The sequence below is a fragment of the Pseudomonas sp. Pse35 genome, from assembly GCF_024519715.1.
Classification (GTDB): domain Bacteria; phylum Pseudomonadota; class Gammaproteobacteria; order Pseudomonadales; family Pseudomonadaceae; genus Aquipseudomonas; species Aquipseudomonas paracarnis.
Map to the genome: position 1 here is coordinate 70,406 of NZ_JALJRP010000003.1, position 26,157 is coordinate 96,562.

Here is a 26,157-nt window from a genome sequence, read left to right on the forward strand (position 1 = left end):
GCAGGCGGCAAATTGACACACCCCTGCCCAGGCTCTTAATCTAGCCCACAGCGATTGTAAATTGGTATTACCAATTACCCAAGCTCACCAAACAACAACAATCAGGGGCCACCCCATATGCAAACCTGGCAACAGCTTTACAGCCCACTCGGCAGCCTCGGCCTATCCGCACTGGCCGCCGTCATTCCCATCGTATTCTTCTTCCTGGCGCTGGCCGTGTTCCGCCTCAAAGGCCACGTGGCCGGCAGCATCACCCTGGCCCTGTCGATCCTGGTCGCCATTTTCGCCTTCCAGATGCCGGTAGACATGGCGCTGGCTGCGGCCGGTTATGGTTTTGCCTACGGCCTGTGGCCCATCGCCTGGATCATCGTCGCTGCAGTATTCCTGTACAAATTGACGGTCAAGAGCGGCCAGTTCGAAATCATCCGCAGCTCCGTTCTGTCGATCACCGACGACCAGCGCTTGCAGGTGTTGTTGATCGGTTTTTGCTTTGGCGCCTTCCTCGAAGGTGCGGCCGGTTTCGGCGCGCCCGTGGCGATCACCGCCGCGCTGCTGGTAGGCCTGGGTTTCAACCCGCTGTACGCCGCAGGCCTGTGCCTGATCGCCAATACCGCGCCTGTGGCCTTCGGCGCATTGGGCATTCCGATCATCGTCGCCGGCCAGGTCACCGGTATTGACGCGTTCAAGATTGGCGCCATGACCGGCCGCCAACTGCCGCTGCTGTCGCTCTTCGTGCCGTTCTGGCTGGTGTTCATGATGGACGGCCTGCGCGGCGTTCGCGAAACCTGGCCGGCAGCCTTGGTGGCGGGCTTGAGCTTTGCCGTCACCCAATATTTCACCTCGAACTTCATTGGCCCGGAACTGCCGGACATTACCTCGGCACTCGCCAGCCTGATTGCCCTGACGCTGTTCCTGAAAGTCTGGCAACCCAAGCGCACCGCAGGCGCACAAATTGCCGGCGCCACCTCCAGCGTAGCGGTCACTTCCAGCGCCGGCGGCTTCGGCTTGCCGCGCAACACCGTGGTTTCGCCCTACAGCCTGGGGCAAATTTTCAAGGCGTGGTCGCCGTTCCTGATCCTCACCGTACTGGTGACTATCTGGACCCTCAAACCCTTCAAAGCCCTGTTCGCCGCGGGCGGTTCGATGTACGGCTGGGTGTTCAATTTCGCGATCCCGCACCTGGATCAACTGGTGGTTAAAGTCGCGCCCATCGTGACCAACCCCACCGCGATCCCGGCCGTTTTCAAGCTGGACCCGATTTCGGCCACCGGTACTGCAATCTTCTTCTCGGCACTGGTCTCCATGCTGGTGTTGAAAATCGACGTCAAAACTGGTCTTACCACTTTAAAAGAGACCTTCTTTGAGCTGCGCTGGCCGATCCTGTCCATCGGCATGGTGCTGGCATTCGCCTTCGTCACCAACTACTCCGGCATGTCCTCGACCATGGCCCTGGTTCTGGCCGGCACCGGTGCTGCCTTCCCATTCTTCTCTCCATTCCTTGGCTGGCTGGGAGTTTTCCTGACAGGCTCCGATACCTCATCCAACGCCCTGTTCAGCTCACTGCAAGCCACTACCGCGCACCAGATCGGCGTCAACGACACCCTGCTGGTAGCCGCGAACACCAGCGGTGGCGTGACCGGCAAAATGATCTCGCCGCAATCAATCGCCGTGGCCTGCGCCGCCACCGGCCTGGTGGGCAAGGAATCCGACCTGTTCCGCTTTACCCTCAAGCACAGCCTGTTTTTTGCCACCATCGTCGGGCTGATCACCTTGGCGCAGGCGTACTGGTTCACCGGTATGCTGGTGCACTGAGACCTGCACGTAATAGGGTAAGAATCGACGCCGGGGCATCCTTCCGGCGTCTGCTATTTCTGGAGGACCGATGAGCCTGCCTGCTGCTTTCCTGAGCGACGTCGCACAACTGATCCCGCAAGATCGCCGCTTCGACGATCCACTTTCCACCCTCGCCTTCGGCACCGACGCCAGCTTCTACCGACTGATCCCACAGCTGGTGATCCGTGTGGAGTCAGAAGACGAAGTGGTAACACTGCTGCAACTGGCCCAGCGCGACCGCGTACCGGTGACCTTCCGTGCCGCAGGCACCAGCCTCTCGGGCCAGGCCATCAGCGACTCGGTGCTGATCGTGCTGGGTGATAACTGGAATCACCGCGAAATTCGCGGGCAAGGCACCCAGATCCGCCTGCAACCGGGTGTGATCGGCGCCCAGGCCAACGCCTGGCTCGCACCGTTCGGGCGCAAGATCGGGCCGGACCCAGCGTCCATCAATGCTTGCAAGATCGGCGGTATCGTCGCCAACAACGCCAGTGGCATGTGCTGCGGCACGGCGCAAAACACCTACCACACCCTGGCGGGCATCCGCCTGGTGCTGGCCGATGGCAGCCGCCTGGACACCGAAGATGCCGCCAGCGTGCAAGCCTTCCGCCAGTCACATAGCGCACTGCTTGAACGCCTGGCCCTGTTGGGTCGCGAAACACGGGCAAATACTGAGCTGGCGGCAAAGATCCGCCACAAATACCGACTGAAAAACACCACCGGCCTGTCACTCAATGCCTTGGTGGATTTCGATGACCCGCTGGATATCCTCAGCCACCTGCTGGTCGGCTCCGAAGGCACCCTGGGGTTTATCAGTGCGGTCACCTACGACACCGTGATCGATCACCCCAACAAAGCCTCGGCGCTGATCGTCTTCCCGGATGTCGAAACCTGCTGCAACGCCGTCACCGTGCTGAAAACCCAGCCAGTCTCCGCCGTTGAACTGCTGGACCGACGCAGCATGCGCTCGGTGCAGGACAAACCGGGCATGCCTGCTTTCGTACAGCACCTATCGGAAAACGCCTGCGCACTGCTGATCGAATCCCGCGCCGCTTCGCCATCGCTGCTGCACGAACAACTGACGCGCATCATGGCGTCCCTGGCGGCGTTTCCCGTGGAGCAACAAGTCGACTTCACCGAAGACCCATTGGAAAACGCCCGCCTGTGGGCGATCCGCAAAGACACCTTCCCGGCCGTAGGTGCCGTGCGCCAAACCGGCACCACCGTGATCATCGAAGACGTGACCTTCCCGGTAGAACAACTGGCGATTGGCGTGAACCGCTTGATCGCACTGTTCGACAAACATCACTACGACGAAGCCATCCTTTTCGGACATGCCCTGGAAGGCAATCTGCACTTTGTGTTCACTCAAGGCTTCAACAGCAGCGAAGAAGTCGCACGCTATCAAGCATTCATGGACGACGTCGCGCAACTGGTGGCCGTGGAGTTCGGTGGCTCGCTGAAGGCTGAACACGGCACCGGCCGCAATATGGCCCCTTTCGTCGAACTGGAATGGGGCAGCGACGCGTATCAACTGATGTGGCAGCTCAAGCGCCTGCTCGACCCTAACGGCATCCTCAACCCGGATGTGGTGCTCAGCGAAGACCCGCAGATCCACCTCAAGCACCTCAAGCCGTTGCCCGCCGCCGATGAGCTTGTGGATAAGTGCATCGAGTGCGGGTTCTGCGAACCGGTGTGCCCTTCAAAAGGCCTGACCCTGAGCCCGCGCCAGCGCATCGTGATCTGGCGCGACATCCAGGCGAAAAAACGCGCAGGCGTGGACACCACCGAACTGGAAGCGGCCTACCACTACCAGGGCATCGACACCTGCGCCGCCACCGGGTTATGCGCGCAACGCTGCCCTGTAGGCATCAATACCGGCGACCTGGTAAAAAAACTGCGCAGCCGCGAGGCCAACCGTACGAAAACCGCCGATTGGCTCGCCAGCCATTTCGCCACCGCGCTGCAAGGTGCGCGCTTCACCCTGCACGTCGCCAACGGTGCGCGCATGCTGCTGGGGGCTCCACGGCTGGCCAAGCTCTCGAGCACACTGACCAAGCTGTCCAAAGGGCAAATACCGCAGTGGACCAACGCAATGCCACAGCCCGAAAAAGCCATCCGCTTCAGCCCCGCGGTGACGGACACGCGCCCGCGCGTGGTTTACCTGGCCGCCTGTGTCTCCCGCGCCATGGGCCCTGCAGCCGGTGATAAAGAGCAAATGTCGCTGTACGACAAAACCCGCCAGTTGCTGGAAAAAGCCGGCTACCAAGTGGTCTTCCCCGACAATCAGGACAGCCTCTGCTGCGGCCAACCCTTCGCATCCAAAGGCTACGCCGAGCAGGCTGAACACAAACGCCAGGAACTGATCGGCGCCCTGCTCCACGCCAGCCGCGGCGGCCTCGACCCGATCTACTGCGACACCAGCCCCTGCACCTTGCGCCTGGTGCAAGAATTGGGAGAAACGCGCCTGGACCTCTACGACCCCGTGCGCTTTATCCGCACCCACCTGATGGACCTCCTCGACTTCACACCCCAGGAAGCGCCCATCGCCGTGCACGTCACCTGCAGCACCCAGCATCTGGGCGAGAGCCAGGCACTGATCGAACTGGCGAGACGCTGCGCAAAAACCGTGGTGATCCCCGAAGGCATTCATTGCTGCGGCTTTGCCGGCGACAAAGGCTTCACCACCCCGGAACTCAACGCCCACTCCCTGCGCTCACTCAAGGACGCCGTGCAATATTGCAGCGAAGGCATCTCCACCAGCCGCACCTGCGAGATCGGCCTGAGCCAGCATGGCGGCATCGACTACCACGGCCTGGTCTACCTGGTAGACCGCGTCACCCGCGCCCGCGCCCACTGACCCGGCAAAAAAACCGAACCCTCGCGCACCCGCGCAGTCATCTGCATAGGCCTCGACAAACGAGGCCCATCAGTGATGTCGCTGGCAGCGGTTGCACGCCAGCAGCGTCGAGCCCTTTTGCGCAAGGAGACACCCTATGAAGCGTTCCGCTCTTGCTGGCTTGTTCATGACCGCTGCGATGCTCGCCTCCCCTGCTTTCGCCGCCAGTGACAAAGACCTGTGCCAGATCAACCTGGACAAAATCAACAACGGCAAAGCCCTGCTCGCCACCGACACCAGCGGTAAAAGTGGCGAAATAGACACCGCCGTCTCCCAGGCCAAGGCCGCCCACGCCGCAGGTGACGAGAAGAAGTGCATCGAAATCACCTCCAAGGCCCTGCAAGACCTGCAGAACAGCGAGAAAGGCGGCCAGTAAGCGAGAGGGCCAACCTTCGGGTTGGCCTTCGCTGACGTTTTGGCGTACACTGCACAGGCTTGTCACTCACTAAGAAACAACGAGTTACAAGCACGGGGCCGTTTAGGATTCGACGCCGGTCGCGAAACTTTAGGTGCATGCCGAGTTGGTAACAGAACTCGTAAATCCACTGTTGCAACTTCTTATAGTTGCCAATGACGAAAACTACGGCCAGGAATTCGCTCTCGCTGCGTAAGCAGCCTTAGCCCTGAGCTTCTGGTACCTTCGGGTCCAGCAATCACCAGGGGATGTCTGTAAACCCAAAGTGATTGTCATATAGAACAGAATCGCCGTGCAGTACGTTGTGGACGAAGCGGCTAAAACTTACACAACTCGCCCAAAGCACCCTGCCCTTCGGGTCGCTGAGGGTTAACTTAATAGAAACGGCTACGCATGTAGTACCGACAGCGGAGTACTGGCGGACGGGGGTTCAAATCCCCCCGGCTCCACCAATTTAGCTTTATAAATCAGGCACTTAGCGAATAGCTACAGTGCCTTTTTTGTGTCTCTCAGGGCCGTTTTGGCTGGGTAATGCCAGCTTTATGACAACCTTCCTTCCCGCGAAGCCCATCCGCGACTGCCATCTTTACCTCACATCAGGCAAAGCGCTTTCCGACGCTTTTCCGGTTTGAAATCGCCCCACAGCGGTCTGTCAGGGGTATTAAATCTATGTCGGCTTACACACAGAGACCCACAAATGCCGACACATGCCCCCAAGAAGTACCTGATCAGCCACATCTCTCTGCAGCACTGCTTTGATAAGAGCCGCTCGGGCCTTGAAAAGCTGCGCGAAACCGATCCCAGCTTCCCGCGCCCCATCAAATTTGGACCGAGCAAACAGGCTGGCGTTTACTTCGTCGTCGCAGAGGTAGAGGCCTGGTTGGAGAGAAAGATCAGCGAGCGTGATGGAGCCTCTCTGGATCTCGCTGAGAGAGAGGACCAATGAGCACGCACGAGCAGATACCGTCGTTCTTGGCAGAGATGCCCGAGCGGGCACTTGCCTCATACCTGAACCCAGGCATCTTGCCAAAACCACTCCCGAGTGGGGTGGCCAGGGTCATGCCCTGGCATGACGAACTGCTGCCTACTGCTCTTCAGGAATACGTGCGGGATATCGCTGAGCGCACCCAGTGCCCGCCTGATTTTGTTGGAGTCGCGCTTGTAGTGGCTGTCAGCACTGTAGTCGGGCGCAAATTCACCATCCACCCGAAACAACACGATGACTGGATGGTCGTTCCCAACCAGTGGGGAGTCATCATCGGGCGGCCGTCTGCGATGAAAACGCCAGCCCTCAAACAGGCAATGCTTCCATTGCGCAACTTAGAGTCCAGAGAGCGTGAGCGCTATGGCCAGGCTCAAGCCGAGCACAAGGCCAGCAGCGAGCTGCTCGACATGAAGCGCAACGCAGCCAAGGCCAAAGCCAAAAAACTTCTCGGTGGTGGTGACGAGGACGCCGCTTTAGCAGAACTGAATAGACTCTCGAGCGAGAACCAGGCTCCAATCCAGCGTCGCTACATCGTCAACGACTCAACGGTCGAAAAACTCGGCGAGTTGCTCAACGAGAATCCAAACGGCCTAGTACTTGAGCGTGACGAGCTGGGGGGCTGGCTGGCAACGATGCAGAGCGAAGACGGCTCAGTTGCGAGAGCCTTCTATCTGGAGTGTTTCGATGGCAACGGCTCATTCACCTATGACCGTATCGGCCGAGGCACCATTTTCATCGAGTCATGTTGCTTGTCGTTAATCGGCGGTATTCAACCCTCACGAATCGCATCTCTTGTAAACGCTGCCGTCAGCGGCGAACTGGATGACGGCCTGACTCAGCGCCTGCAACTGGCCGTATACCCCGACGACGTGCGCGAATGGCGTCTGGTCGACCGCTGGCCGGATACAGCCGCCGCTGAGCGCGTGGAACAGCTTATTGACCACCTCGATCGGCTGCCCCCCGAGCCTAGTACTGCACTCAGGTTCAGCCCAGAAGCACAGGGAAAATTTAACGTTTGGTATACCGGTCACATGCAACAAAGCCGGAACGAACATCTTCACCCGGCATTGCAATCCCATTATCTGAAAATGCCGAAAACCATTGCGGGCTTGGCTCTGCTATTTGAGCTGATTGAAGGTGGGCGGGAAGCTGTGGGCCCGGAGTCCACTGACCGCGCCATTGAATGGGCAAACTACCTGATGAGCCATGCCCAGCGGCTGTACGGCGCGGCAATCAACGCCCCACTTCTCGGGGCACGGTTGCTCCTAGAACGTCAGCAGAAATTGCCCGAGCCGTTTACCGCACGGGAAGTGCGCCAGAAGGATTGGACGGGATTGGGTTCGCAGGATGCCGTAAATAATGCGCTCGCAGTTCTGGCTGAACACGACTTCATCGTTGGCTACGAGGTGGCCGGAGAAAAAGGTGGCCGTCCATCGACACGCTATGTCTGGCGAAAAACGTAGCTCCGACCCAGCTTGTTTACTAAAAAGGCCGGCGGGGCGACCTACAAAACCTACGAAACCTAGTTCTGCAGGTTTTGTAGGTAGCCTTACCCTGGCTGGGAGGAGTTTTCTTCGCTCAGTGGAGATAACTCTTTTTAGATGCTCGGGAGCTCGGCACAAGGTCTTCCTGTATCCGCTGCATACCTGGCAGTTTTATTCTGACGTGCGGTAGAGTGCGCTTCTGCTAAGGAGCCGCGCTATTTCGGCCACCACCGCTGCACCATGTGAAAGGAGAGATATGTTGAAATGGATCAGCGCGCTTGAATTAGGGCAGTGGGCCGACACCCTCCAAGCCAAGGATAAAATGCCCGAACTGGTGGCTGACCTGATCTGGGCCACAACCGTGAGGGTCAAGCGGCTTCGATTTCTGCAGGGTGACATGGGGCAAATCCGAGGGTTTGATGGCTACCTTGATGTCGATTCAACCTCTCCATTCGTGCCCGACGGAAAGTCGATTTGGGAATTCGGGACTAATGGCGCAGGCAAAACTAAGGCACAAGGTGACTATAACAAGCGCACAGACGAGGTGGATGCAGAAACCCGTGCTCAGCACACCCTGGTCATCGTATCGCCAAGGACGTGGGACACGCCCAAGGTAAAGGTTGAGGACTGGCTTGATGAAAAGAACAACCAAGGGGATTGGAAGCGTGTCGTCTACCTTGATGGCCCGTTGCTGGAGGATTGGCTTGGGCAAAGTCCGGCTGTAGCATCCCGATGGGCCCGTTACCAGTTCAGGAGCGCACCACAACAAGGTGTGCTGAGCACGGAAGAGTTCTGGCAGTCCTTTTCCAACCGTTTTGATCCTGCACTGTCGGAAGACGTTCTGCTCGCAGGGCGTGAATCCCAGGCTGAAGATCTGCTGCGAAACCTGGCCCAGGGAAGTGGACGCTTGGCGTTTGCTGCGGACACTACCGATGAAGTCATCGCCTTTGCAGTCGCCGCTATTCGCAAGGCGCCCGAAACTGTGCGCAAACCGCTCGAAGCTCGCACCTTGGTTGTTGAGACAGAGGATGCAGCTAGGCACTTAGTCAACACGTGCAACCTTATCTATCTTCCCAGAAACGGTGCGCGCAGCTGCGTTGGACTCCTCAAGACTTCTGGCCCTACAGTGATAAGTGCCGGGGCGGATGACAAAAAGAGCGATCATGTCGAGCTGACCCGACCGACCAGCGCCCAACTTGGTAAAGCGTTCACCGGCATGGGGATGTCTGAAAGCGAAGGGTATGAAACTGCCCGCAAATGTGGTCGGAGCCTGGCGGTCCTGGCTCGACAGAAGCCTAGCGGTACCGCTGAGTTGCCAACATGGATCGGCGAGGCTGATGCATTAATACCAGCAATGCTTGCAGGAGCATGGGTCTGTGATATCGAACATGATCAACAAGTTCTCAGCTCGCTCAGCCAGAAACCTTATGACGAAACCGAGGATGAGCTGCTCAGATTCTTGGTCATGCAGGATTCGCCCATCGAACGCATTGAGAATTTGTGGGCGACAAAAGCCCCAGTAGATGCGTTCTTGCACCTTGCTCCTCGGGTCGGACGCAAGCACCTTGACCTATTCAAAGCGGCTTTGACCACTGTTTTCGAGTCTGCTGTGGCCTCGCATAAGCCTCCGACTGCAGACGAACCATTCGTATTGCGCAACAAGCGCGACCTGGAAACCTCGCACAGCGAACAACTCAGAAACGGATTGATGACCACGCTGCTACATATGGCAGTACTGCATAAGCATGCTGGCTTCACGGTAGCGGGGGGTGATCCGCAAGCTTTTGTAGATGGCTTGGTTAGGTCGATTCACGGCCTGTCGACCAACCATACGCTGATGGCAAGCCTGAACCAAAATCTTGCGCTGCTTGCTGAGGCATCTCCTGGCCCTTTTCTTGAAGCCCTCGAGCGCCAGCTTGAGGGCGACTCGCCGTCAATCCGGCACATTTTCGACGAGCACCCCGGAATGCTCACACCAGTGACATACCACTGCGGTTTGTTGTGGGCACTGGAAGTAATCGCGTGGGATGCCTTTTATTTTCAGAGGGCCGTGCTGTGCCTTGCCAAGCTTGCCGCGATCGACCCGGGCGGCAAATTGAGCAACCGTCCTATCAACAGTCTGCGCGCAATCTTCCTCTCTTGGGTACCAAGTACATCTGTGGGAACAAAGCGTCGGTTGGCCGTTCTGCAGTCAACGGTGAAGGCTGTCCCGAGCATTGCTTGGCCGCTGCTCACTAGCTTGCTCCCCCGTTCAGGGGATACCAGCTCTCCAACCGAAAAACCGAAGTTTCGGGAATACGAGCAGGATAACGCTGAGACCCTGACTTATGGTCTGGTCTGGGAGAGTGAAGCCAAGATCATCGCACTGGCGATAGATGAAGCAGGTTCGATTGCGGAGCGCTGGGTTTCCTTGATTAACTCAATGCAGACCTTCCATGACGCTCCTTTCGAGTCTGCTGTAGAACGGCTCGGTGAAGTGCTAAGCGCCGTCGACACTGACGACAGAACCCAAATCTGGAAAGCCCTGAATCTGGAGGTCAAGCATCACCAGAAATATTCGACCACAGATTGGGCGATGCCGAATGAGCGTATTGAGCTTTTGGCTGCCCTGGTCGACCGATATGCCCCTAAAGCATTAGTAGAGAACCACACTTGGTTGTTCGACGATTGGATGCCGCCTGTGGACGGCCTTGATGACGATGATGCTGACCCAACCAAGGTTGTGGAGGATGCCCGTCTGCAGGCTCTGAAGGCGGTGTATGAGGCGCTGGGCGTTCAGGGCATCTTGCAGATGACGAGCCGCGTCAAGATTCCGCACTCCGTGGTTTACTCCGCATTGCGTCTTGACATGTCTTACGACGAGCGCCTCGCGTTGTTCACTGGCCTGCTAAGTAGCGCAGTGCAGGAGCTAGAGTTTGCTGCTGGAGCAGTGATGTCGGATGGAATCACTCGCTTTTCAGATAAGTGGAAGCAGGCGGCGCGTTCGGCAGTACTGAGAGTCGGCCTAGGTTCTGATCGTGTAGTGAGAATGATCGAACGTATCCCGGAGAATATGCAGACATGGCTGTACATCGAGTCCTTCGGAGACGAGGTAACGAAAGCCTATTGGTCTCTGAAAACACCCTACCCGCTTGAAGTAAGCACCGATGAGCTGCTCCATGCAGTCCGCAAGTATCGAGAGGTTGGGCGTCCTGTCGCCGGCTTGAGCGCCGTATCCCGCAGACTCGGTGAGATTCCGACAGAGGATGTTGTAGCGCTGCTAATCGAGGGCGTTGAGGAGCAAAACTCCCAGCCTGGCGATCGTATGGCCACCAACTTCTTTGACATTGAGAAAGTCATTAGTGAGTTGGCAGACCGACCGGATACCACGCTGGAACAAATTGCGAGTCTTGAGTTTACCTACCTCCCGATGCTACGCAACGATCCAAAAGCCTTGCATAAAATGCTGCTTGAACAGCCCAGCTTCTTCATGGAAATGGTGTGTCAAGTGTTTAGAGCCAAGGACGAAAAACCAGCGGAGCCTTCTGGATTGCAGAAAAGCCGGGCCACTAATGCTTATCGCTTATTGAAAAGCTTAAAGTCCTTGCCAGGTCAGTCTGATCAAGATGTCGACCAGGATGTGCTACTAGCCTGGTGTCTTGAGATCCAGCGCTTGGCAGCGGAGCAGAATCGTCAGGACATCACTGATCAATTGATCGGCCAAGTTTTGGCACATGCACCATTGAGCTCAAAGGATGGAGCATGGCCACATGAAGCAGTTAGACATGTCATCGAGACGCTTGCTTCTTCTCAGGTAGAACTCGGGATTCGCATCGAAAGATTCAATATGCGAGGTGTGTTTTGCAAAGCGATAGGGGAAGGCGGTGATCAGGAGAGGAGTTTGGCCCGTCAAGCACAAGAATGGGCTGATGCCTCGTTGGATTTCGCACGTACTAACACACTGCTTGAGGCCATCGCTCAGGCATGGCTGAAAGACGCTGAACGCGCAGATACGATGGCCAAGCAGGACGCTCTGCGTCATTGATTCGCGGTATGCGCGCCGCCAGGCTTGGTTACGGATCCAGCCCCAGTCGAGGCGGATTGCTTCATCGCCTATGACTTGCGGGAGGACATAGCACGACACCACGTGCTCGACCTCGGTTCTCCTCGGGCAACCAAGGCTGCAGGCTGGTCAAGTGAGCACTCTTGGCCCGCCTCTACCTATTGACCCATACGGCGTTCAAGGATGCAGTCCTAGGTCGTCATCTGCTGCACATTCAGTGCACACAACCTTTCGCTCAGCCTAGAGCGTCGTCATTTATCGACCATTTGTTGTCACAGTGCGCGCCTGACGATTGCCTTCAGACTCTCTGTCGTCATCCGTCGTCGATCCGCCGCTGTCATACGGCACATTGTAACTGTGAAAGCCCCGTAGTCCCGGGACTGTAGCGACGACACTTCCTCACGACACCCCTTACCTGGGCGACAACACCCTTTACAACACCCCTTAACCTGCACAAGACGCCCTGAAAAACCTGCAACCCAGCAACCATGCGGGTTACAGCGGCAACACCTCTTCACGACACCTCTTACCTGGGCAACAACACCCCTTTACGACACCCCTTAACCTGTATAAGACGCCCTGAATAGCCTGAAACCCATTAGCCATGCGGGTTACAGCGGCAACACCCCTTCACGACACCCCTTCGGCAAAAATCGGCAGATTCCCTCTATGTGAGGTGAACCTTCAGACTCCCATAAGCAAGAGAGGTGGTGTGAGCATGTTTTTTGAACACGTGTCGCGCAGCGAATATGAGCGGTGCGCCGGTTGCTCTGGAATTTAATCAGCCAAGTGCCGGCGGAAAGGGATTTCAGGAGGAAGAAATCCTTGGGATTGGCACTGCAGGTGAGAAGCTGGATTCTGTGCAAATTTTCAGCCCAGAAGGAGCAAGACATGGACGCGATTGAGCTACTGGTTTACGCGCTCATTGGCGTAATCGGCACGTTGGGATTGGCGGCGGTGATTGGCTACAAGATCGCGGATCATCTCGATAAAAAACATCACACCGACTGACCTTGCAGGCACCTGCAGGCCCGCATGGCGGTGGCTTGGGATTCACCAGCGCTCGGGTAATGTTCAGGCATGTGCCAAGTCCAGCAGGTTCACGCCATGAGCAAAGTTGAGTGCCAGTGCTGCAAGAAGATGATGGTTCCAAAGGTGATCACCAGCGCGCCGTTCTACATCAGCGGAGTACCCGTGGGCGGCCATGACCCGCAGTCGTCCGTATGCCCCTTCTGCCTGTCGCCGAAGTGGATGCTCACCGAACATCAGGCCCTGGCTGCCGGCAAGGCCAATGCCGAGTTCTACGGCCTTATGGTTCTCGCCCTGGTGAACATCGTTGCGTTCGTCCGTTTCGGCGAACTGGCGGGCGGTATAGCGCTTGCGGTGTCAGTCGCAACCGTTTTCATGCGCGCCAGGATGATTCGAGCCCTGCGCCGTCGCCTGGGCCGTTAAACGAGCCGGTTCACCCTTGGCTACCCAGGCGGCGAATACAGCCTGGGTAGAATTCGTACGGGTGTCACTGCTACTCGACAGCGCATAAAACTGCGTCGCTACTTGGTCATTTGATCGCGGATTTTAAGCCCTGTGGTGGTACTGCGCCCTGCATGGCGAGCTGTCAGGCCAACGCCGAGCAGCTCACCAACGCGCTGATGCAGCCCCTTTTCAGGCCGACCTTTTGTAGCCACCGAAGTTTTGCCCCTCCTAAGGGGGAAGGTTTGCAGTTCGAACCTGCCCTGGGACACCATATAATTCAAGGCCTTCAGCCTTTTCATTCGTTCTTGCCAAATCTCTATGGGTGCAGAGCGGGTGCATTTGTCTCCTTCGATGTTCTCCTTCTACGTCGTCTGCTTCCCTGTGCTATAGACTCTTGGCAACTAATTGACCGGGAGAGAGCTCATGGACAAAGGATTGACGATCGAGCAGCGCATGATCAAGTTTCTTGAAACCCAAGATCATGTGACTCAGTTAGACGGTCACGTACACCAACCTCCGAACGTCAAAATGGCGGACTATCTATTCTTCAATAGAAGAGCAGTCACTGAGCTCAAGACCTTTGAGGTTGATCCGAAGGAGAAAATATTCACTCACGCCAAGCCCGTGATGGATTCAGAAGAATTCCCATTGATTTACGGCACCTACGACCTGAGCACCGCAATTGCTGGTATGCCTGACGGTCAAGCACACCTCAATAGGATTTTTTCCAAAGCCACCACCATGGTGGAAGGGGTGCTTCGCCAGGCGAAAAAGCAAATTGCATCCTCAAAGGAATTTTTAGGCCTTGATCCCGAGACTCCCGGGATTCTGCTTGTCTTGAATGAGACCGTCGATAGCATTCCTGTGTCTCAACTTGTAGACAGATTCAACTATTGGCTCCGAGGTGGGAACGACAACAATCCCAGTCGATTTTCGCATATCGATTTTGTCGTATTGATCCAAACGACTTATCGGATGAAGGCAGAAGCGGGGAAATTGATACCAGCATTCATAATCAGCAATGATTGCAACGCTTATCGCCACCATAAGGTGGAAAGCGATATAGACGAGTTTTTGTGTTCGTGGGCTCACTCGCAAGGTCAAAACTACGGCTCGACATCTGACATCGCCAATCTCAGCTTCGAACGGGACGAGCCGCCCCCCCCTCCGCCAAGGACAAATCAGGACTTTGTGGAGGCTCGATACAGGGCTGACCGACATTTAAAAGAGATGACCGAAGAGCAGTTTACTGAGCACGGTCGTTCAGTGATGGAAGATATGCTGCCTGTAGTTTTAAAAGGGGCAAAAAAACCGTCGGAAGCTGACTCAATGAAATTTCTCAAGCAGTTCATCGAGCTGCTCGAAGAAAGTCGCATCAGGGGATTTGATCTGAAAAAGGTCACTGATCGGATGAAATCTGACAAATAGTCATTACTGCTCCGCTGACTTGATTCGCAATACCGTTGTAGTGGAGCAGGCCGCGTGACGCGCTGTCGCGCGGATGCCCAGCCCAGCGTTCAGCAATTCCTTCACCCTTCTGTGCAGATCGGCGTCCACCGGCCGCCCCTGGTACTTGCCGGCGGCTTTGGCCTTCTCTATGCCCTGGGCCTGCCGGCCGCGGCGCTGTTCGTAATCCTTGCGTGCGATGGCGGCCATCATCTCCACCAGCATTGAATTGATGGCGCCCAGCATCCGCCCGGTGAACTCGTCCCCTTTGGCGTCCTGCATTCCCTGGTGGCTGGTCGGCAGGTCGAGCGCAACGATACGCAGACCCTTGGAGTCGATAGCGGCCTTAAGCTTTTGCCAGTCCTCTACTGGGAGGCGGGAGAGGCGGTCTATCGACTCCACCAGCAACACGTCACCCTTACGGGCATCCTTGAGCAGGCGCAGCAGCTCCGGCCGGTCGGCGGTGGCGCCGCTGGCGTTTTCCAGGTACACGCTGGCGATGACCTTGTTATGGTCGCTGGCGAACTGCTCGAGCGATGCCCGGGCGCGGCCGGCGTCCTGCTCTTCGGTGGATGCTCGGAGGTATGCGCGGATGAACATGATGGGTGCCTGTATCAGTTAGGGCGTTCTACTAATAATGTTTCACTTTGGGTGTTACTTATCAAGCGAAAAGCGCGAGAAAGGCAAAATAAGCCTGTATCTGGATAGGCATGCCCAAAAAATCGCCGCAGATTCTCGAAACCCCACGGCGATACAGCCCAGCAGAATTATTTCCCTACGAAGTAGAGCGCCCTGCCCTGATTGAAGATTGCCGCAGGGGTCGAGTTTTTCCTCAGCCGCTGGCCAGGGTGGTAGATGTAGATCCACTCAGGCAGATGTTGCGAAACAAGCTGCATGGCTTCCGAAGTCGTCATGTCGTTCTTGTAGGCATCAAGCGTGAACTGGTTGTCACGGATGAAGATCGGCCCGTAGCTGAGTGGCGACCTCAGAAAGCTTGGAGATTTAGAAACCTTATCACTGTATGGAATCGGCCGTTCTGCGTAGCTATCTGCCAAGGATGCATAGCTGCGGGCATGACCATCAGGATATTTACCTGTCTGCATTGGCAGCTTCGATAGGCCATTGGCAAAAACCTTCTTACGAGCGTCTTCGACCTTACGCAATGCAAGAGCAGATGCCACGTCCGGCGAGCCTGCCTGGTCAGCGGGTACCCACGCGACAATCTGAGTTGCGCGCGCCGGATCGCTTGATCCGCCCAATAGCATTAAACCCAAACCAACTCCCGCTGCTGCTCCACCACTCAGCCCCGTAGGTGGCGACGCGAAGCTAACCGCGCTTAATCCAGCATCCCCAAGTACTGCTCCAGAGCCGCCGGCTGGGGTCGCCCCATCAACTGCCCCCACAAGTTCGATAGGAACGTCACGCTGCCCGGAAATCCCCATGGCGGTCAGAACACGCATAGCATCCGACCATTTTTCCCTCGGTACATCCTTCGGCTCAGGAAGCTGCACAGTCCTAGCCCCCTGGGTGCCAGAACACCCAACCAGAAGAGCTACTGTCGCGGCCAGCAAGCCGATTCGGATCGTTGTTGATTTGTTACCCATGGCGTCACTCCTTGTTTTGACTGCCGCATCTTACGAGGGCGTCCAGGAAACCCAATGGCATAACCCTATGAGCTCCGTAGGCTTGGGATTTCCAGACCTTGGCATAGCGTGTCATGCAACCTCATGCATTCGGAGCATCACCATGGAATTTCGCCACTTAGGCAAGGGACAGACTTTCCCTCCAGTAGCACCGAACGGCCGGATTTACGCCGTACCTGTGACACAGGAAAACCAAGTAGAAATTTTCTGTCTGACAGCTGCAGGCATTGTCGGAAGCGGCGTTACGGCGAATTGGGCTGAGATCTCGGGCTTCTGTTACGACGACGATTCCTGGGAAATCATCCTGCGGAATTACATCGGGAGGGGAATGCGTTTCCGTCGGGGTGTGCCCTGCGCAATCGTGGAGGACGGTTGCGAAACCCTCAAAACAAATATCCAAGGGTTCGCAATTCCAGTTTGCGTAATGAACCGCATTGCATACGAACAAAAAAGGCTGCAGCAGACCTGAGGGTTTAAAGGACAACCTGCAACCTGACTCGCGTCACGTCACTCCGCGCAGGCTCCCCCACTTTCCCTGGCTGGGAAATCCTGATTTCAAATTCCGTCGCTTTTGTTGCGTGAAAGCGAAACACACGCGTGACGGCTGCCCGTAGGGTGTATCCACACAGTCAAAGGGGCTCGGAAATGATCCACAACAAATTTAGTCAGGGCATGCACAAGCGGTACACCTCCAAGAAGTCGGACTACAGCGCTTTCCCGCCACGTCGGCCCCGACGCCTAGATTCAGCGATCTGCGTACAGTCACAAACCTTGGTCAGCCAGGAATAACGACACATGCGCTACGTGACCGTCAGGAAATTCGCCAGTGAATCTGGCTACTCCGAAGACGCTATCCGCTCGAAGCTTCGCGACGGGATTTGGCGGCTGGGAGAAATATGGATCAAGGCCCCAGATGGCCGAGTTTTAATTGATGTTGAGGGATATGAGTCATGGGTAGAGATGGGAGGGGAGTCCGGGCAGTCTCCGACTCGAGCATTGAAATCACGTTCATGTACCGCGGGGTTAGGTGCCGCGAGCGGTTCCCGCTCAAGCCTAGCGCGACTAATTTAAGGCGCGCAGAGCGCTACAAGCACGCTATTGAGCATGATATCGCTACAGGTGTCTTTGATTATTCAGCAACTTTTCCGAATTCTCCACGTGCAGCCAAGTTCACGCCTGAGTCTAGCCAAGAGACGCTGGCTGGGTTCCTGACCAAATGGCTGTCCAGCAAGAAGCAGCATGTGTCTAGCAGTACATTCGAGGGATATCGGAAGATCGTAGAGCTGCGGATTGTACCTGCACTAGGCCCTACTCTATTAGTCGATCTGAAGCGCAAGGCGGTCAGAGACTGGCTCAACACGCTGGAGGTATCTAACAAGACACTGAGCAACATTCAGAGCTGTCTGCGCTCGGCATTGAATGATGCCGTGGACGATGACGAGCTCATCGATACCAACCCACTGGCCGGGTGGACTTTCTCGCGCAAGGATCAGGTGAAGGAAGACGATGTCGACCCCTTCAGCCCAGAGGAACAACGCGCCATCCTGGCCGCGCTCGATGGCCAGGCGAAGAACCTAGTGCAATTCGCTTTTTGGACAGGTATGCGCACCAGCGAAATGGTCGGGTTGAACTGGGAGGACATTGATTGGGTACGTGGCGAGGCTTACGTCACTAGGGCGATGACTCAGGCCGCAAAAGGTAAAGCCGAAGTGACTAAGTCAAGATCTGGCAAGCGCCCCATCAAGCTATTGGCGCCAGCCATGGAAGCATTGGTTGCGCAGAAGGCCTATACCTTCCTGGCCGACAACGAGGTGTTCCAGAATCCTCGCACGCAGGAGCGATGGAAAGGTGATCAGCCGATCCGGAAAACAATGTGGGCTCATGCAGTGAAGAAGGCAGGCGTTCGGTACCGTCGCCCCTACCAGACACGACACACCTATGCGTCGATGATGCTATCCGCCGGTGAGCATCCGATGTGGGTGGCTCAGCAGATGGGACATAGCGACTGGACGATGATTGCTCGTGTATACGGGCGATGGATGCCAGTTGAAGACAACTCTGCCGGAAACAAAGCGCTGGCGTTTTGGACAGGTGACACGGCTAATGCGTATCCGAGGGCCGCAGGGTAGAATGAATCTATTCCCCCTAAAAAGCGAAACCCCGGGAGAGGTTTTCACCAGTCCCGGGGCTCTAGATCTAGTGCTGGAGCGCGTGACATGCGTCAGAGGGGCCTTACCAGCTGCTAGTTACAAGGAAATATACACCCTCATGGCTGAGAGTCAAGCGCCCTATTCTTACACACCCGGGCTTCTGCAGGAGCTTGAGGCTAACCTTTCCTCAGCCAGATTCGGCGCATACCTAATACGAGCCGGTCACCATCGCGATTATGCTATCCAGCTGTATCTCTACAACGCTCGCTTGGCAAAATCACTGCTATTTCCCCTGCACATTATGGAGGTATCCCTGCGAAATGGGATTGACCCCATATTAACCAGTTTATACGGCCATGGTTGGCCCAACGAATTCGCCTTCAGATCAACACTCACTGCGAAGAGCAATAACTCTCTGCAAAAAGCCATTGACCGCTTCAAGAAAAAGACGCCAAGCAAGGACGATATAATATCAGAATTAAGTCTTGATTTTTGGTCAAACCTTTTCCGCCCTGAGTATGACCGCGCAATTTGGCAAACTAATATGAGGATACTATTTCCTCACGTAGTTATTACCCGAGCAGCATTTCAGCCGCAGATACATGAAATTAATAAACTACGAAACCGAATAGCACATCATGAGCCGATTCTCGATGCAAATATAAGCAGCATACATCAAAAAATAATTGAAGTAACTTCCAACCGCTCTACGGACACTGGGAATTGGGTAAAGTCTCATAGCACCGTAGCAAACATGCTACGCACCAAACCCAAAGCAAATTCAGCTCCGGGCCCTTGCATTTCAGATATCGCTGATAGAGCTATTACTCGAATCAAGTGCAATGCAACCTTACAAGATATCTTCGCGCAACCTGCTGCTTTCTACATCGCCACTGACCGTGAGGAAAAGGATCTAGCCATCTTCGACCAAACAGACGTGATCAAATTTATCTCCTTGAAAAGAGAGGGAGAATTGATCGATTTTAGCGAGCATTCTATCGACGAACTTGTGGCTACCATGGACTGTATAAATAGCTTTGTTTTTTTCGATGAAAATGAAAGTGCGGCAACGTTGCCACGAGCCCTTAGAAAAAAAGTACGTTTCATCGCAGCATTCGATTCCGCGCATCCTGGAACGATTCAGGGTGTAATTGTAAAAGCCCACAGAAGGTATTAATGGCAGCCTTATGCCAGCTTTAAGGCTGTAGCCTGCATTAACATTGGCCTGGCCGCGGGTTCAAATCCCCCCGGCTCCACCAATTGAACGAGAAAAGACGTCTATGGACGTCTTTTTTTGTGCCTGAAAAACAGATCAGAAGGTGTAAAAATCATTCAGGATGGGACATTTGTGGAAAATAAATCCGTCCCTTTTTTCACAAGGCTACGCCAGCGAGAGCGGATGACACCAATCCATTCACTCCTGAGTAACAGCAGGTTGTGTTGGGTGCCCTCTCCGGTTAGGCGCGCAACATGATGCAGTTCGCGCTCTCGAGCGAACTCGTAGCGCTGGAATGGGGCAATATTGATTGGCAACGCGAAGAAGTGATGGTGAGCTGGGCAATGACGCAGGCCAGTAAAGGCAAAGATGAGGCCACAAAGACCATCGCCGAACGCCGGAGCGTGAAATTTCTCCGCCCTGCGATGGACGCGCTGACTGCGCAAAAGGCGCACACGTTTCTGGCTGACACTGAAGTATTTCAAATACCTTCGCACGCTGAAGCGCTGGGCCGGCGATGGGCCAATCCGAAAAACGATGTGGGGTGCCAGCAATGAAAAAAGCAGGCGTACGTTATCGGTACCCTTATCAAACGCGCCACACCTACGCCTCAATAATGCTTTCGCCCGGTGAGCATCCAGTGTGGGTAGCCAAGCAGATGGAACATAGCGACTAGACAATGATTGCCAGAGTTTATGGCAGATGGATGCCATCGGGCGATGGGGAATCAGGGTCGAAGGCCGAACAAACTTTCGCCAACATGACACCACGGCCGCCTAAATCGACTCGCAAGATCTTACAGACATAATGAACGTCAATGACTCAACGGCGCTCCAGCCAGACAAAATAATATTGAATGCACCAGAGAGCTCAACAACCCGCTCTGTGTGCTGATAGAAAAATGAAAGCTTAAGCTTATCCAAAGAAAGCTTCCTATCCATCACGACTCTTTCCATCTGAACGATTGCGTTTGAGGACGACTCCACCGCAATTCTAAAGGAGGAATCATCATCAATATTTATGATGGAGGATTGCGCCTTCAAAATTCGAACTCTCGTAACGCCAGAAAAGTCTTTAAACCGCTTATACCACTCATAAACATCTAGCTTAACAGCATCAAACGAGAAAGCGCCCAAAAATGCTCGACGTAGAGTAGAGACGAATTGCTTTAAACTTTTAGGCGGAGACTCTATAAAAACTTGAAGCAACCCGGGCGACAACTCAATCAAATAAAATTTGAAACTTATATATTGGAGATAAGAGTTTCTCTGAGGAGAACCATAGACATCAGTAATATTATCAATTATTTCTGTTTGCTCGTGATATCTAAAAATATAAAAACCCGCTTCTTCATCAAGGAGCTCGACACCTGAACCATCTTCAATGCTGAACGATGCTGAATTGAGCATTGAGACGACTTGACCGACCTCAGCACCAATGCGCAGTGAGAAAGCACGAAGCCTGATATTTCGCATTATGGTTTCCCCGTAGTGAGAAATTTTATTGTATCTTCAGCAGCGCGAACGATTAGTTTTTTAATCCTTTCTTCCTCCACCGAAGATGCTTTAACCCTTGCGCCATATACTCCAGAAGACTGATAGTGCTTGACGCCTTTAAGTATATAAGAAAAATCAGAGCAAGCCGCTTTATTCCCAAACTGCGCCTCAACCACATAAACATCGGAGTCGATCTGATTGCTATCGGTGGCGTGCCATAAAATTTTGCAAATATAAAATCCTTGAGCTTCAAGCGCTAACAATTGTTCAGACTCTAAAACGCCCTGACCACTCAGCTGAGCTTTAGTTATGTGGGTAGTAGGCCGAACACCTTTAGACTGCAGCTCATCATCTTCGCCATCGTCCTGAAGGTCTTCGTCAGTCAGGTCGACCTCTTTTATCTTAGGATTAAATGTAGCAACATCAATGACGTCGACCTGTTTAAGCTTTGGCAGCCTGTCAATCAACTCTCTAAAAAAACGAGTTCGCAGCTCAGGGTCAGGATATGCTGAAAGAGAGATCTCCGAGACTTTCACTTCACGTTCAGTCATGATTTCAATTTGGCTCTGCAACTGCGCGCTTAAGTTTTTGAACTTATCGTTCATCGGGCCGCTCACTTTCCAACCCTTGTGAAACGGCTCCAGCTTTACCACTGCCTGCTTCTGAACCACCTGTCTAAATTCAGACTGGCCATAATCGGTTTTTTGGTAATGAATAGTGCACGTTATTACTCCATCCACAGAAGAAATATCAATAACGTCGTGATCCTCAGCCTCAAAAAATTCTTTAGTTGACTCCAAGGATTTCATCATATCATCTGGAGTTACAGCAGTAGTAATATTTATATTAGTAGTTCGTTCTCGAACACTATGCGCACCGATCAAGATTGACAACTTCTGATAGTCCGCATAATCATGAAAAAAGCTACTAAACTGTCGCGCCAGAGACTCCTTGTCAGTTTCCGGAGAAATAATTATCCCCCTCGAAAGAAATAACTCGCGCAAGTGAGCAATGGTTACTTTACGTTGAGTTAATGCGTCGAACATCGCCTTATCAGATGCATAATAAATGCTGCCAATTTTCATGCTCGATCCCACCCTATCTGCTCTGCCTTATAATTATGTACAGCCATAGTAACGATTTCAAGCTCAATGCGTTCCAATATAGCGCGCCGATGCTCATCCTCATTCCAGCCCCTAACATAACTAGCAATAGCGCTCATATAATTACTGCGAAGATTGGCGCTTGAGTTACGGCAAATAACGCGAATACGAATCTTCAGATCTTTATCGCCTTTTAAAAGCTGAAATCTTGATAACGCATCAAATAGATACATAAACTCGAATTCTGACTCACCAGACCGACGATAATAAATTATATAACCTTCATTATGAGTCTGTGATCGCTCACCGTCGATAGACCCTGCATGCACAGCGCCATGATGAATTATCATGTATGGCGCGGCTATTAGCTCCATAGTCGCTGGTCTCGACCAATAATCTCCGGAGGGTTTGTGCAAGACCATTTCTGGATATAAGAACGTATAGCGGTGCCGGGGAAAGGTATCCGCCGCTATTAGAGAATTTATATCCTGTCTAAGTGTTGCCATGTGATTTATCAAGGAGGGTTCGGCGATATGTAGCTGCTGCCCTTCTCTAACATGCATAGATTCAAAGCGTAGATCTTGAAAATGATCATAAAAATCACGATCGTATTGATCATCATGGTTAAATACAAAAAGTAGTCCTTTTACAGCTCGGCGCTCACTTTTTATTGACACATACCGATCACGCCACTCAGAGCTGACATGCGCGCATTCAATCGAGCGCGCCAATGAGACCAATGCTTTTTTAATTTCAGTCGAAGTGATTGAGCCTTTGGCGTAGCTTTTTAGATCCGTATGCATATAAATTTGTTTGTTGGCATATGGATCAAAGTATCTAAATACAACATCCGTAGGGTGGTGGTGCTCTCCTTCCTTAGATTTAGCATGAAGATCTTTTTTCTCACATTTATAATTGAGGTTCGTCGGACCTACAACTTTCCACTTAAAAAAAGAGAATATTTCGTTAGAGATTTTCTCAGCTATTCTTCCTATATTAGATAGCTCGCCGCCTGACATACAAATTCCTTTAGTAATTGTAACCGCAAGCTCAGAGGACGTTATCGGCGGCATAGATGGCCTCCTGCCTACCCGTCATGCTAGCAAAGCGACATTAGACCAAGACTGACGATGTCTCAAGAAACATCTCACACACATTCGGCAGGATGTTGAAAAAAATGACAACTAAACGGCAGCACTAAGCTAGCGGGCCAATGTTTACAAGGGCTGGATGCGGCTTCAAATCCCCCCGGCCCACCACTTCATCATCTAAAGACGTCCACGGACGTCTTTTTTTTTGTGCCTGAAATCCAATAAATGCCATGGCCTCCGGCGTCAACTACGGCCTACCCCAAGTCTGGCGACTTCCCAAAAATTCCATCGAAGGCCTAGCTGTGCTGGTTGAGTTCGACATCAGTTACGAATTTTGTAGGTGATTTCAGAGCCAGATAAGAAGGTAGGTGTCCTAAACCTCCGAGCCCTGAGGGATGCTAGGCATACGCCCCATAATATTTGGCTAGCGTCTTCCGCCAGCAAGCTGCAGGGCTTCCACCAGCACGTCGAACCCAAGGTACAAGCAGCCACCTGTCGAACAAAAACCTCGCGCACAAAAGGAAAGCTCTTACAATCCATCTCTAAAATTCTGACGTGGCTCTTCGGTCACATTAACCGCTGGTACCAAGAGGCGAGTCTGTGAGCGAGATAGATGGAACACTCGAACAGTTGGTCGACGTGAAGAATCTTGCAGCATCGCTGCAGTGCTTTGCCGATGATCGCGACTGGCAGCAATTTCACTCACCCAAAAATCTTCTCCTGGCGCTCACAGGAGAGGTAGGTGAACTCTGCGAAATTTTCCAATGGATGAGCGAGGCTGAATCAACGAGTTCAGCAAATCGTCCCGAAACCGCCCAGGCCGTGAAGGACGAACTGGCTGACGTGCTTATGTACTTGGTCCGCTTGGCCAGTGTGCTGGGCGTCGACCTCAACGAAGCTGTAACAAGCAAGCTCGCCCTGAACGGGCAGAAATACCCTGTCGACAAAGCTAAAAGCACCAGCAAAAAGTATGACCAACTCTGACCCATTGGGCTCTAAGGACCACTCGTGATCGTTTACGCTGCCACCAAACAACAATTCCTCAAAGATAGCGATAACGACGATATTGAAGATGTGATCCTCAGGCACTTCAAAGAAGCCACCGGCAAGAAGGTAGGAGCTTCGGAGATTAGATCCTGGCAGGGTTCACTGGCTTATATGGCCAAGGTGCTTCGAGACGACGGCCTGCCCAACAGCACCGGACTGGCTATTGAACTGCATATCCCTCAGTCATCGAAGCGAATCGACTTTTTGCTGACAGGCCGCAATGAGAATCAGGCTAAAAATGCGGTATTGATCGAACTGAAGCAATGGAGCAAGGCCAGCGCAACCACCAAGGATGCAATTGTCAAAACGGCGCTGGGTGGAGGTCTTGTCGAAACTATTCATCCGTCCTACCAGGTCTGGTCGTACGCCGCGCTGCTAGAGGGCTTCAACGAAGCCGTCTACGACAAAAGCATCGAAGTACGCCCCTGTGCTTACCTCCATAACTATGTCAGTGATGGCATCATCAACTCTGCTCACTACGAAGCCTATACAAGCAAAGCGCCCTTGTTCCTGAAGGGCCCCGAAGAGCTTGCAAAGCTGCGAAGTTTCCTCAAGAAACACATCATTCATGGCGACAACAAAGAGGTTCTTTACGAACTCGCCAGCGGAAAGATTCGCCCGTCCAAAGCACTGGCAGAGGCGCTGAGTGGGCTAATGAAAGGCAAGCCTGAGTTCGTATTGATTGATGATCAAAAATCAATCTTCGAGTCGGTGCTCGCTGCCGCAAGTGAGGCCTCTATTGAAGCGCCGAAAGTGTTGATCATCGAAGGCGGTCCGGGTACCGGAAAAACAGTATTAGCGATCAACTTGCTTGTGAGGCTCACTGCCTTGAAGCTGTTGAGCAAGTACGTCTCAAAAAATGCTGCGCCGCGCAAGGTGTACGAGAGCAAGCTGGTTGGCACCGTCAAACGTAGCCATTTCTCCAACTTTTTTTCCGGGTCGGGAGCCTTCATCGATACCGCGCCCAATACGTATGACGCACTCATCGTTGACGAAGCTCACAGGCTCAATGCGAAAAGCGGGCTTTACGGAAACCTGGGTGAAAACCAGATCAATGAGTTGATCAAATCAGCGAAATGCTCGATTTTCTTCATTGACGAAGACCAGCGCGTGACTTTAAACGACATTGGTAACAAGCAGGCTATCCGCGCCTTTGCCGAAGCCAAAGGCGCAACTGTGGAGGAATACATACTATCTTCCCAGTTCCGTTGCAGTGGCTCTGATGGCTACCTGGCGTGGTTGGATGATGTATTGGAGATTCACTCGACAGCCAACCCGCTGCTCGATACCAGCGAGTATGAGTTCAAGGTGTTCGACTCCCCTCAGGCGATGCATGCGGCTATCGAGCAGAAAAATCACGGAAACAAGGCTCGCGTTGTCGCGGGTTACTGCTGGCCTTGGCTCAGCAAGAAAGACTCCAAGGCCGCTGACATCGTTATCGGCAATGACTACGCACGCCAATGGAATCTGGATCAGGATGGCAGCTTGTGGATCATCGCTGAGAATTCCATTGAACAGGTCGGTTGTATCCACACCTGCCAAGGGCTGGAAGTTGATTATATTGGAGTTATCATCGGACCAGATCTAGTCGTGCGTGATGGGCAGGTGGTGACGTCGCCGCATGAGCGAGATAAGAACGACAAATCGATTCGTGGCTGGAAGACTCTGATGAAGAAGCAACCTGCTCTGGCGCAGCAAGAGACAGACCTGATCATCAAAAACACGTATCGAACATTGATGACTCGTGGGATGAAAGGCTGCTACCTGTACTGTACTGATCAGGAGACCGCGCAATACTTTGAGGGCCGACTTGCCGGGTACAGTAACGGCTAAT

Annotated in this window: 19 protein-coding genes and 1 other RNA gene; 15 read left to right on the forward strand and 5 right to left on the reverse strand. The window is 53.8% G+C overall.

What is annotated here, in order from left to right; translation table 11 throughout:
- Positions 1–117: 117 nt before the first annotated feature.
- The 9 genes from OC445_RS02625 (at position 118) to OC445_RS02670 (ending at position 14,559) form a co-directional block, all read left to right on the forward strand.
- Positions 118–1,812: a lactate permease LctP family transporter gene (locus OC445_RS02625; RefSeq protein WP_020301770.1), complete on the forward strand. Its 1,695-nt coding sequence runs from the start codon at positions 118–120 to the stop codon at positions 1,810–1,812.
- Positions 1,813–1,882: 70 nt separating this feature from the next.
- The gene (locus tag OC445_RS02630) at positions 1,883–4,693 is read left to right on the forward strand and encodes an FAD-binding and (Fe-S)-binding domain-containing protein (protein WP_198790940.1); all 2,811 of its coding nucleotides are present in this window, start codon (positions 1,883–1,885) and stop codon (positions 4,691–4,693) included.
- Between the two features lie 136 nt (positions 4,694–4,829).
- Entirely contained in the window at positions 4,830–5,108 is a 279-nt protein-coding gene (locus OC445_RS02635) for a hypothetical protein (RefSeq protein ID WP_003194233.1), read from the forward strand.
- Positions 5,109–5,202: 94 nt separating this feature from the next.
- Positions 5,203–5,599, forward strand: a transfer-messenger RNA (tmRNA) gene (gene ssrA, locus OC445_RS02640).
- 245 nt (positions 5,600–5,844) lie between these two features.
- The gene (locus OC445_RS02645; protein WP_056785009.1) at positions 5,845–6,093 is read left to right on the forward strand and encodes a helix-turn-helix transcriptional regulator; all 249 of its coding nucleotides are present in this window, start codon (positions 5,845–5,847) and stop codon (positions 6,091–6,093) included.
- On the forward strand, positions 6,090–7,595 hold the full coding sequence (locus tag OC445_RS02650; protein ID WP_262019924.1) for a YfjI family protein: 1,506 nt from the start codon (positions 6,090–6,092) through the stop codon (positions 7,593–7,595). The genes OC445_RS02645 and OC445_RS02650 overlap by 4 nt, the downstream gene beginning before the upstream one ends.
- 277 nt (positions 7,596–7,872) lie before the next feature.
- Positions 7,873–11,640, forward strand: coding sequence for a hypothetical protein (locus OC445_RS02655; protein ID WP_262019925.1), 3,768 nt, complete (start codon positions 7,873–7,875; stop codon positions 11,638–11,640).
- A 1,125-nt stretch (positions 11,641–12,765) separates the two neighbouring features.
- On the forward strand, positions 12,766–13,110 hold the full coding sequence (locus OC445_RS02660) for a hypothetical protein (RefSeq protein WP_056784998.1): 345 nt from the start codon (positions 12,766–12,768) through the stop codon (positions 13,108–13,110).
- Between the two features lie 444 nt (positions 13,111–13,554).
- Positions 13,555–14,559, forward strand: a complete 1,005-nt coding sequence (locus tag OC445_RS02670) for a hypothetical protein (RefSeq protein WP_056784993.1) — start codon at positions 13,555–13,557, stop codon at positions 14,557–14,559.
- Between the two features lie 3 nt (positions 14,560–14,562).
- Here the strand turns inward: OC445_RS02670 and OC445_RS02675 are convergent, their stop codons facing one another.
- Positions 14,563–15,177, reverse strand: a complete 615-nt coding sequence (locus OC445_RS02675; RefSeq protein ID WP_056784989.1) for a recombinase family protein — start codon at positions 15,175–15,177, stop codon at positions 14,563–14,565.
- A gap of 167 nt (positions 15,178–15,344) precedes the next feature.
- The gene (locus OC445_RS02680) at positions 15,345–16,181 is read right to left on the reverse strand and encodes a hypothetical protein (RefSeq protein ID WP_056784985.1); all 837 of its coding nucleotides are present in this window, start codon (positions 16,179–16,181) and stop codon (positions 15,345–15,347) included.
- A 142-nt stretch (positions 16,182–16,323) separates the two neighbouring features.
- Here OC445_RS02680 and OC445_RS02685 point away from each other — a divergent pair, with 142 nt between their 5' ends.
- The 4 genes from OC445_RS02685 to OC445_RS27020 all read left to right on the forward strand — a co-directional run bounded on the left by OC445_RS02685 (position 16,324) and on the right by OC445_RS27020 (position 20,143).
- Entirely contained in the window at positions 16,324–16,689 is a 366-nt protein-coding gene (locus OC445_RS02685; RefSeq protein ID WP_262019926.1) for a hypothetical protein, read from the forward strand.
- 541 nt (positions 16,690–17,230) lie between these two features.
- Positions 17,231–18,349, forward strand: coding sequence for a tyrosine-type recombinase/integrase (locus tag OC445_RS02690; RefSeq protein ID WP_249275660.1), 1,119 nt, complete (start codon positions 17,231–17,233; stop codon positions 18,347–18,349).
- A 139-nt stretch (positions 18,350–18,488) separates the two neighbouring features.
- Positions 18,489–19,547: an Abi family protein gene (locus OC445_RS02695; RefSeq protein WP_162259486.1), complete on the forward strand. Its 1,059-nt coding sequence runs from the start codon at positions 18,489–18,491 to the stop codon at positions 19,545–19,547.
- A 293-nt stretch (positions 19,548–19,840) separates the two neighbouring features.
- Positions 19,841–20,143, forward strand: coding sequence for a hypothetical protein (locus OC445_RS27020; protein WP_309595829.1), 303 nt, complete (start codon positions 19,841–19,843; stop codon positions 20,141–20,143).
- Positions 20,144–20,362: 219 nt separating this feature from the next.
- On the opposite strand, the gene OC445_RS02705 is transcribed toward OC445_RS27020, so the two are convergent.
- Genes OC445_RS02705 through OC445_RS02715 form a run of 3 tightly spaced genes read right to left on the reverse strand, consistent with a single transcriptional unit; the run spans position 20,363 to position 23,258 of the window.
- Entirely contained in the window at positions 20,363–21,061 is a 699-nt protein-coding gene (locus OC445_RS02705) for a hypothetical protein (protein ID WP_198790917.1), read from the reverse strand.
- Complete coding sequence (locus OC445_RS02710; RefSeq protein ID WP_198790916.1) at positions 21,061–22,167, reverse strand: hypothetical protein; 1,107 nt, start codon at positions 22,165–22,167, stop codon at positions 21,061–21,063. The genes OC445_RS02705 and OC445_RS02710 overlap by 1 nt, the downstream gene beginning before the upstream one ends.
- Positions 22,164–23,258, reverse strand: a complete 1,095-nt coding sequence (locus OC445_RS02715; RefSeq protein ID WP_262019927.1) for a hypothetical protein — start codon at positions 23,256–23,258, stop codon at positions 22,164–22,166. The genes OC445_RS02710 and OC445_RS02715 overlap by 4 nt, the downstream gene beginning before the upstream one ends.
- Before the next feature lie 618 nt (positions 23,259–23,876).
- Between OC445_RS02715 and OC445_RS02720 the strand changes: the two genes are divergently transcribed.
- Positions 23,877–24,260 (forward strand): nucleotide pyrophosphohydrolase, encoded by a 384-nt coding sequence (locus OC445_RS02720; RefSeq protein WP_198790914.1) that lies wholly within the window; start codon positions 23,877–23,879, stop codon positions 24,258–24,260.
- Positions 24,261–24,284: 24 nt separating this feature from the next.
- The gene (locus tag OC445_RS02725; protein WP_103451271.1) at positions 24,285–26,156 is read left to right on the forward strand and encodes a DUF2075 domain-containing protein; all 1,872 of its coding nucleotides are present in this window, start codon (positions 24,285–24,287) and stop codon (positions 26,154–26,156) included.
- Position 26,157 lies beyond the last annotated feature (1 nt).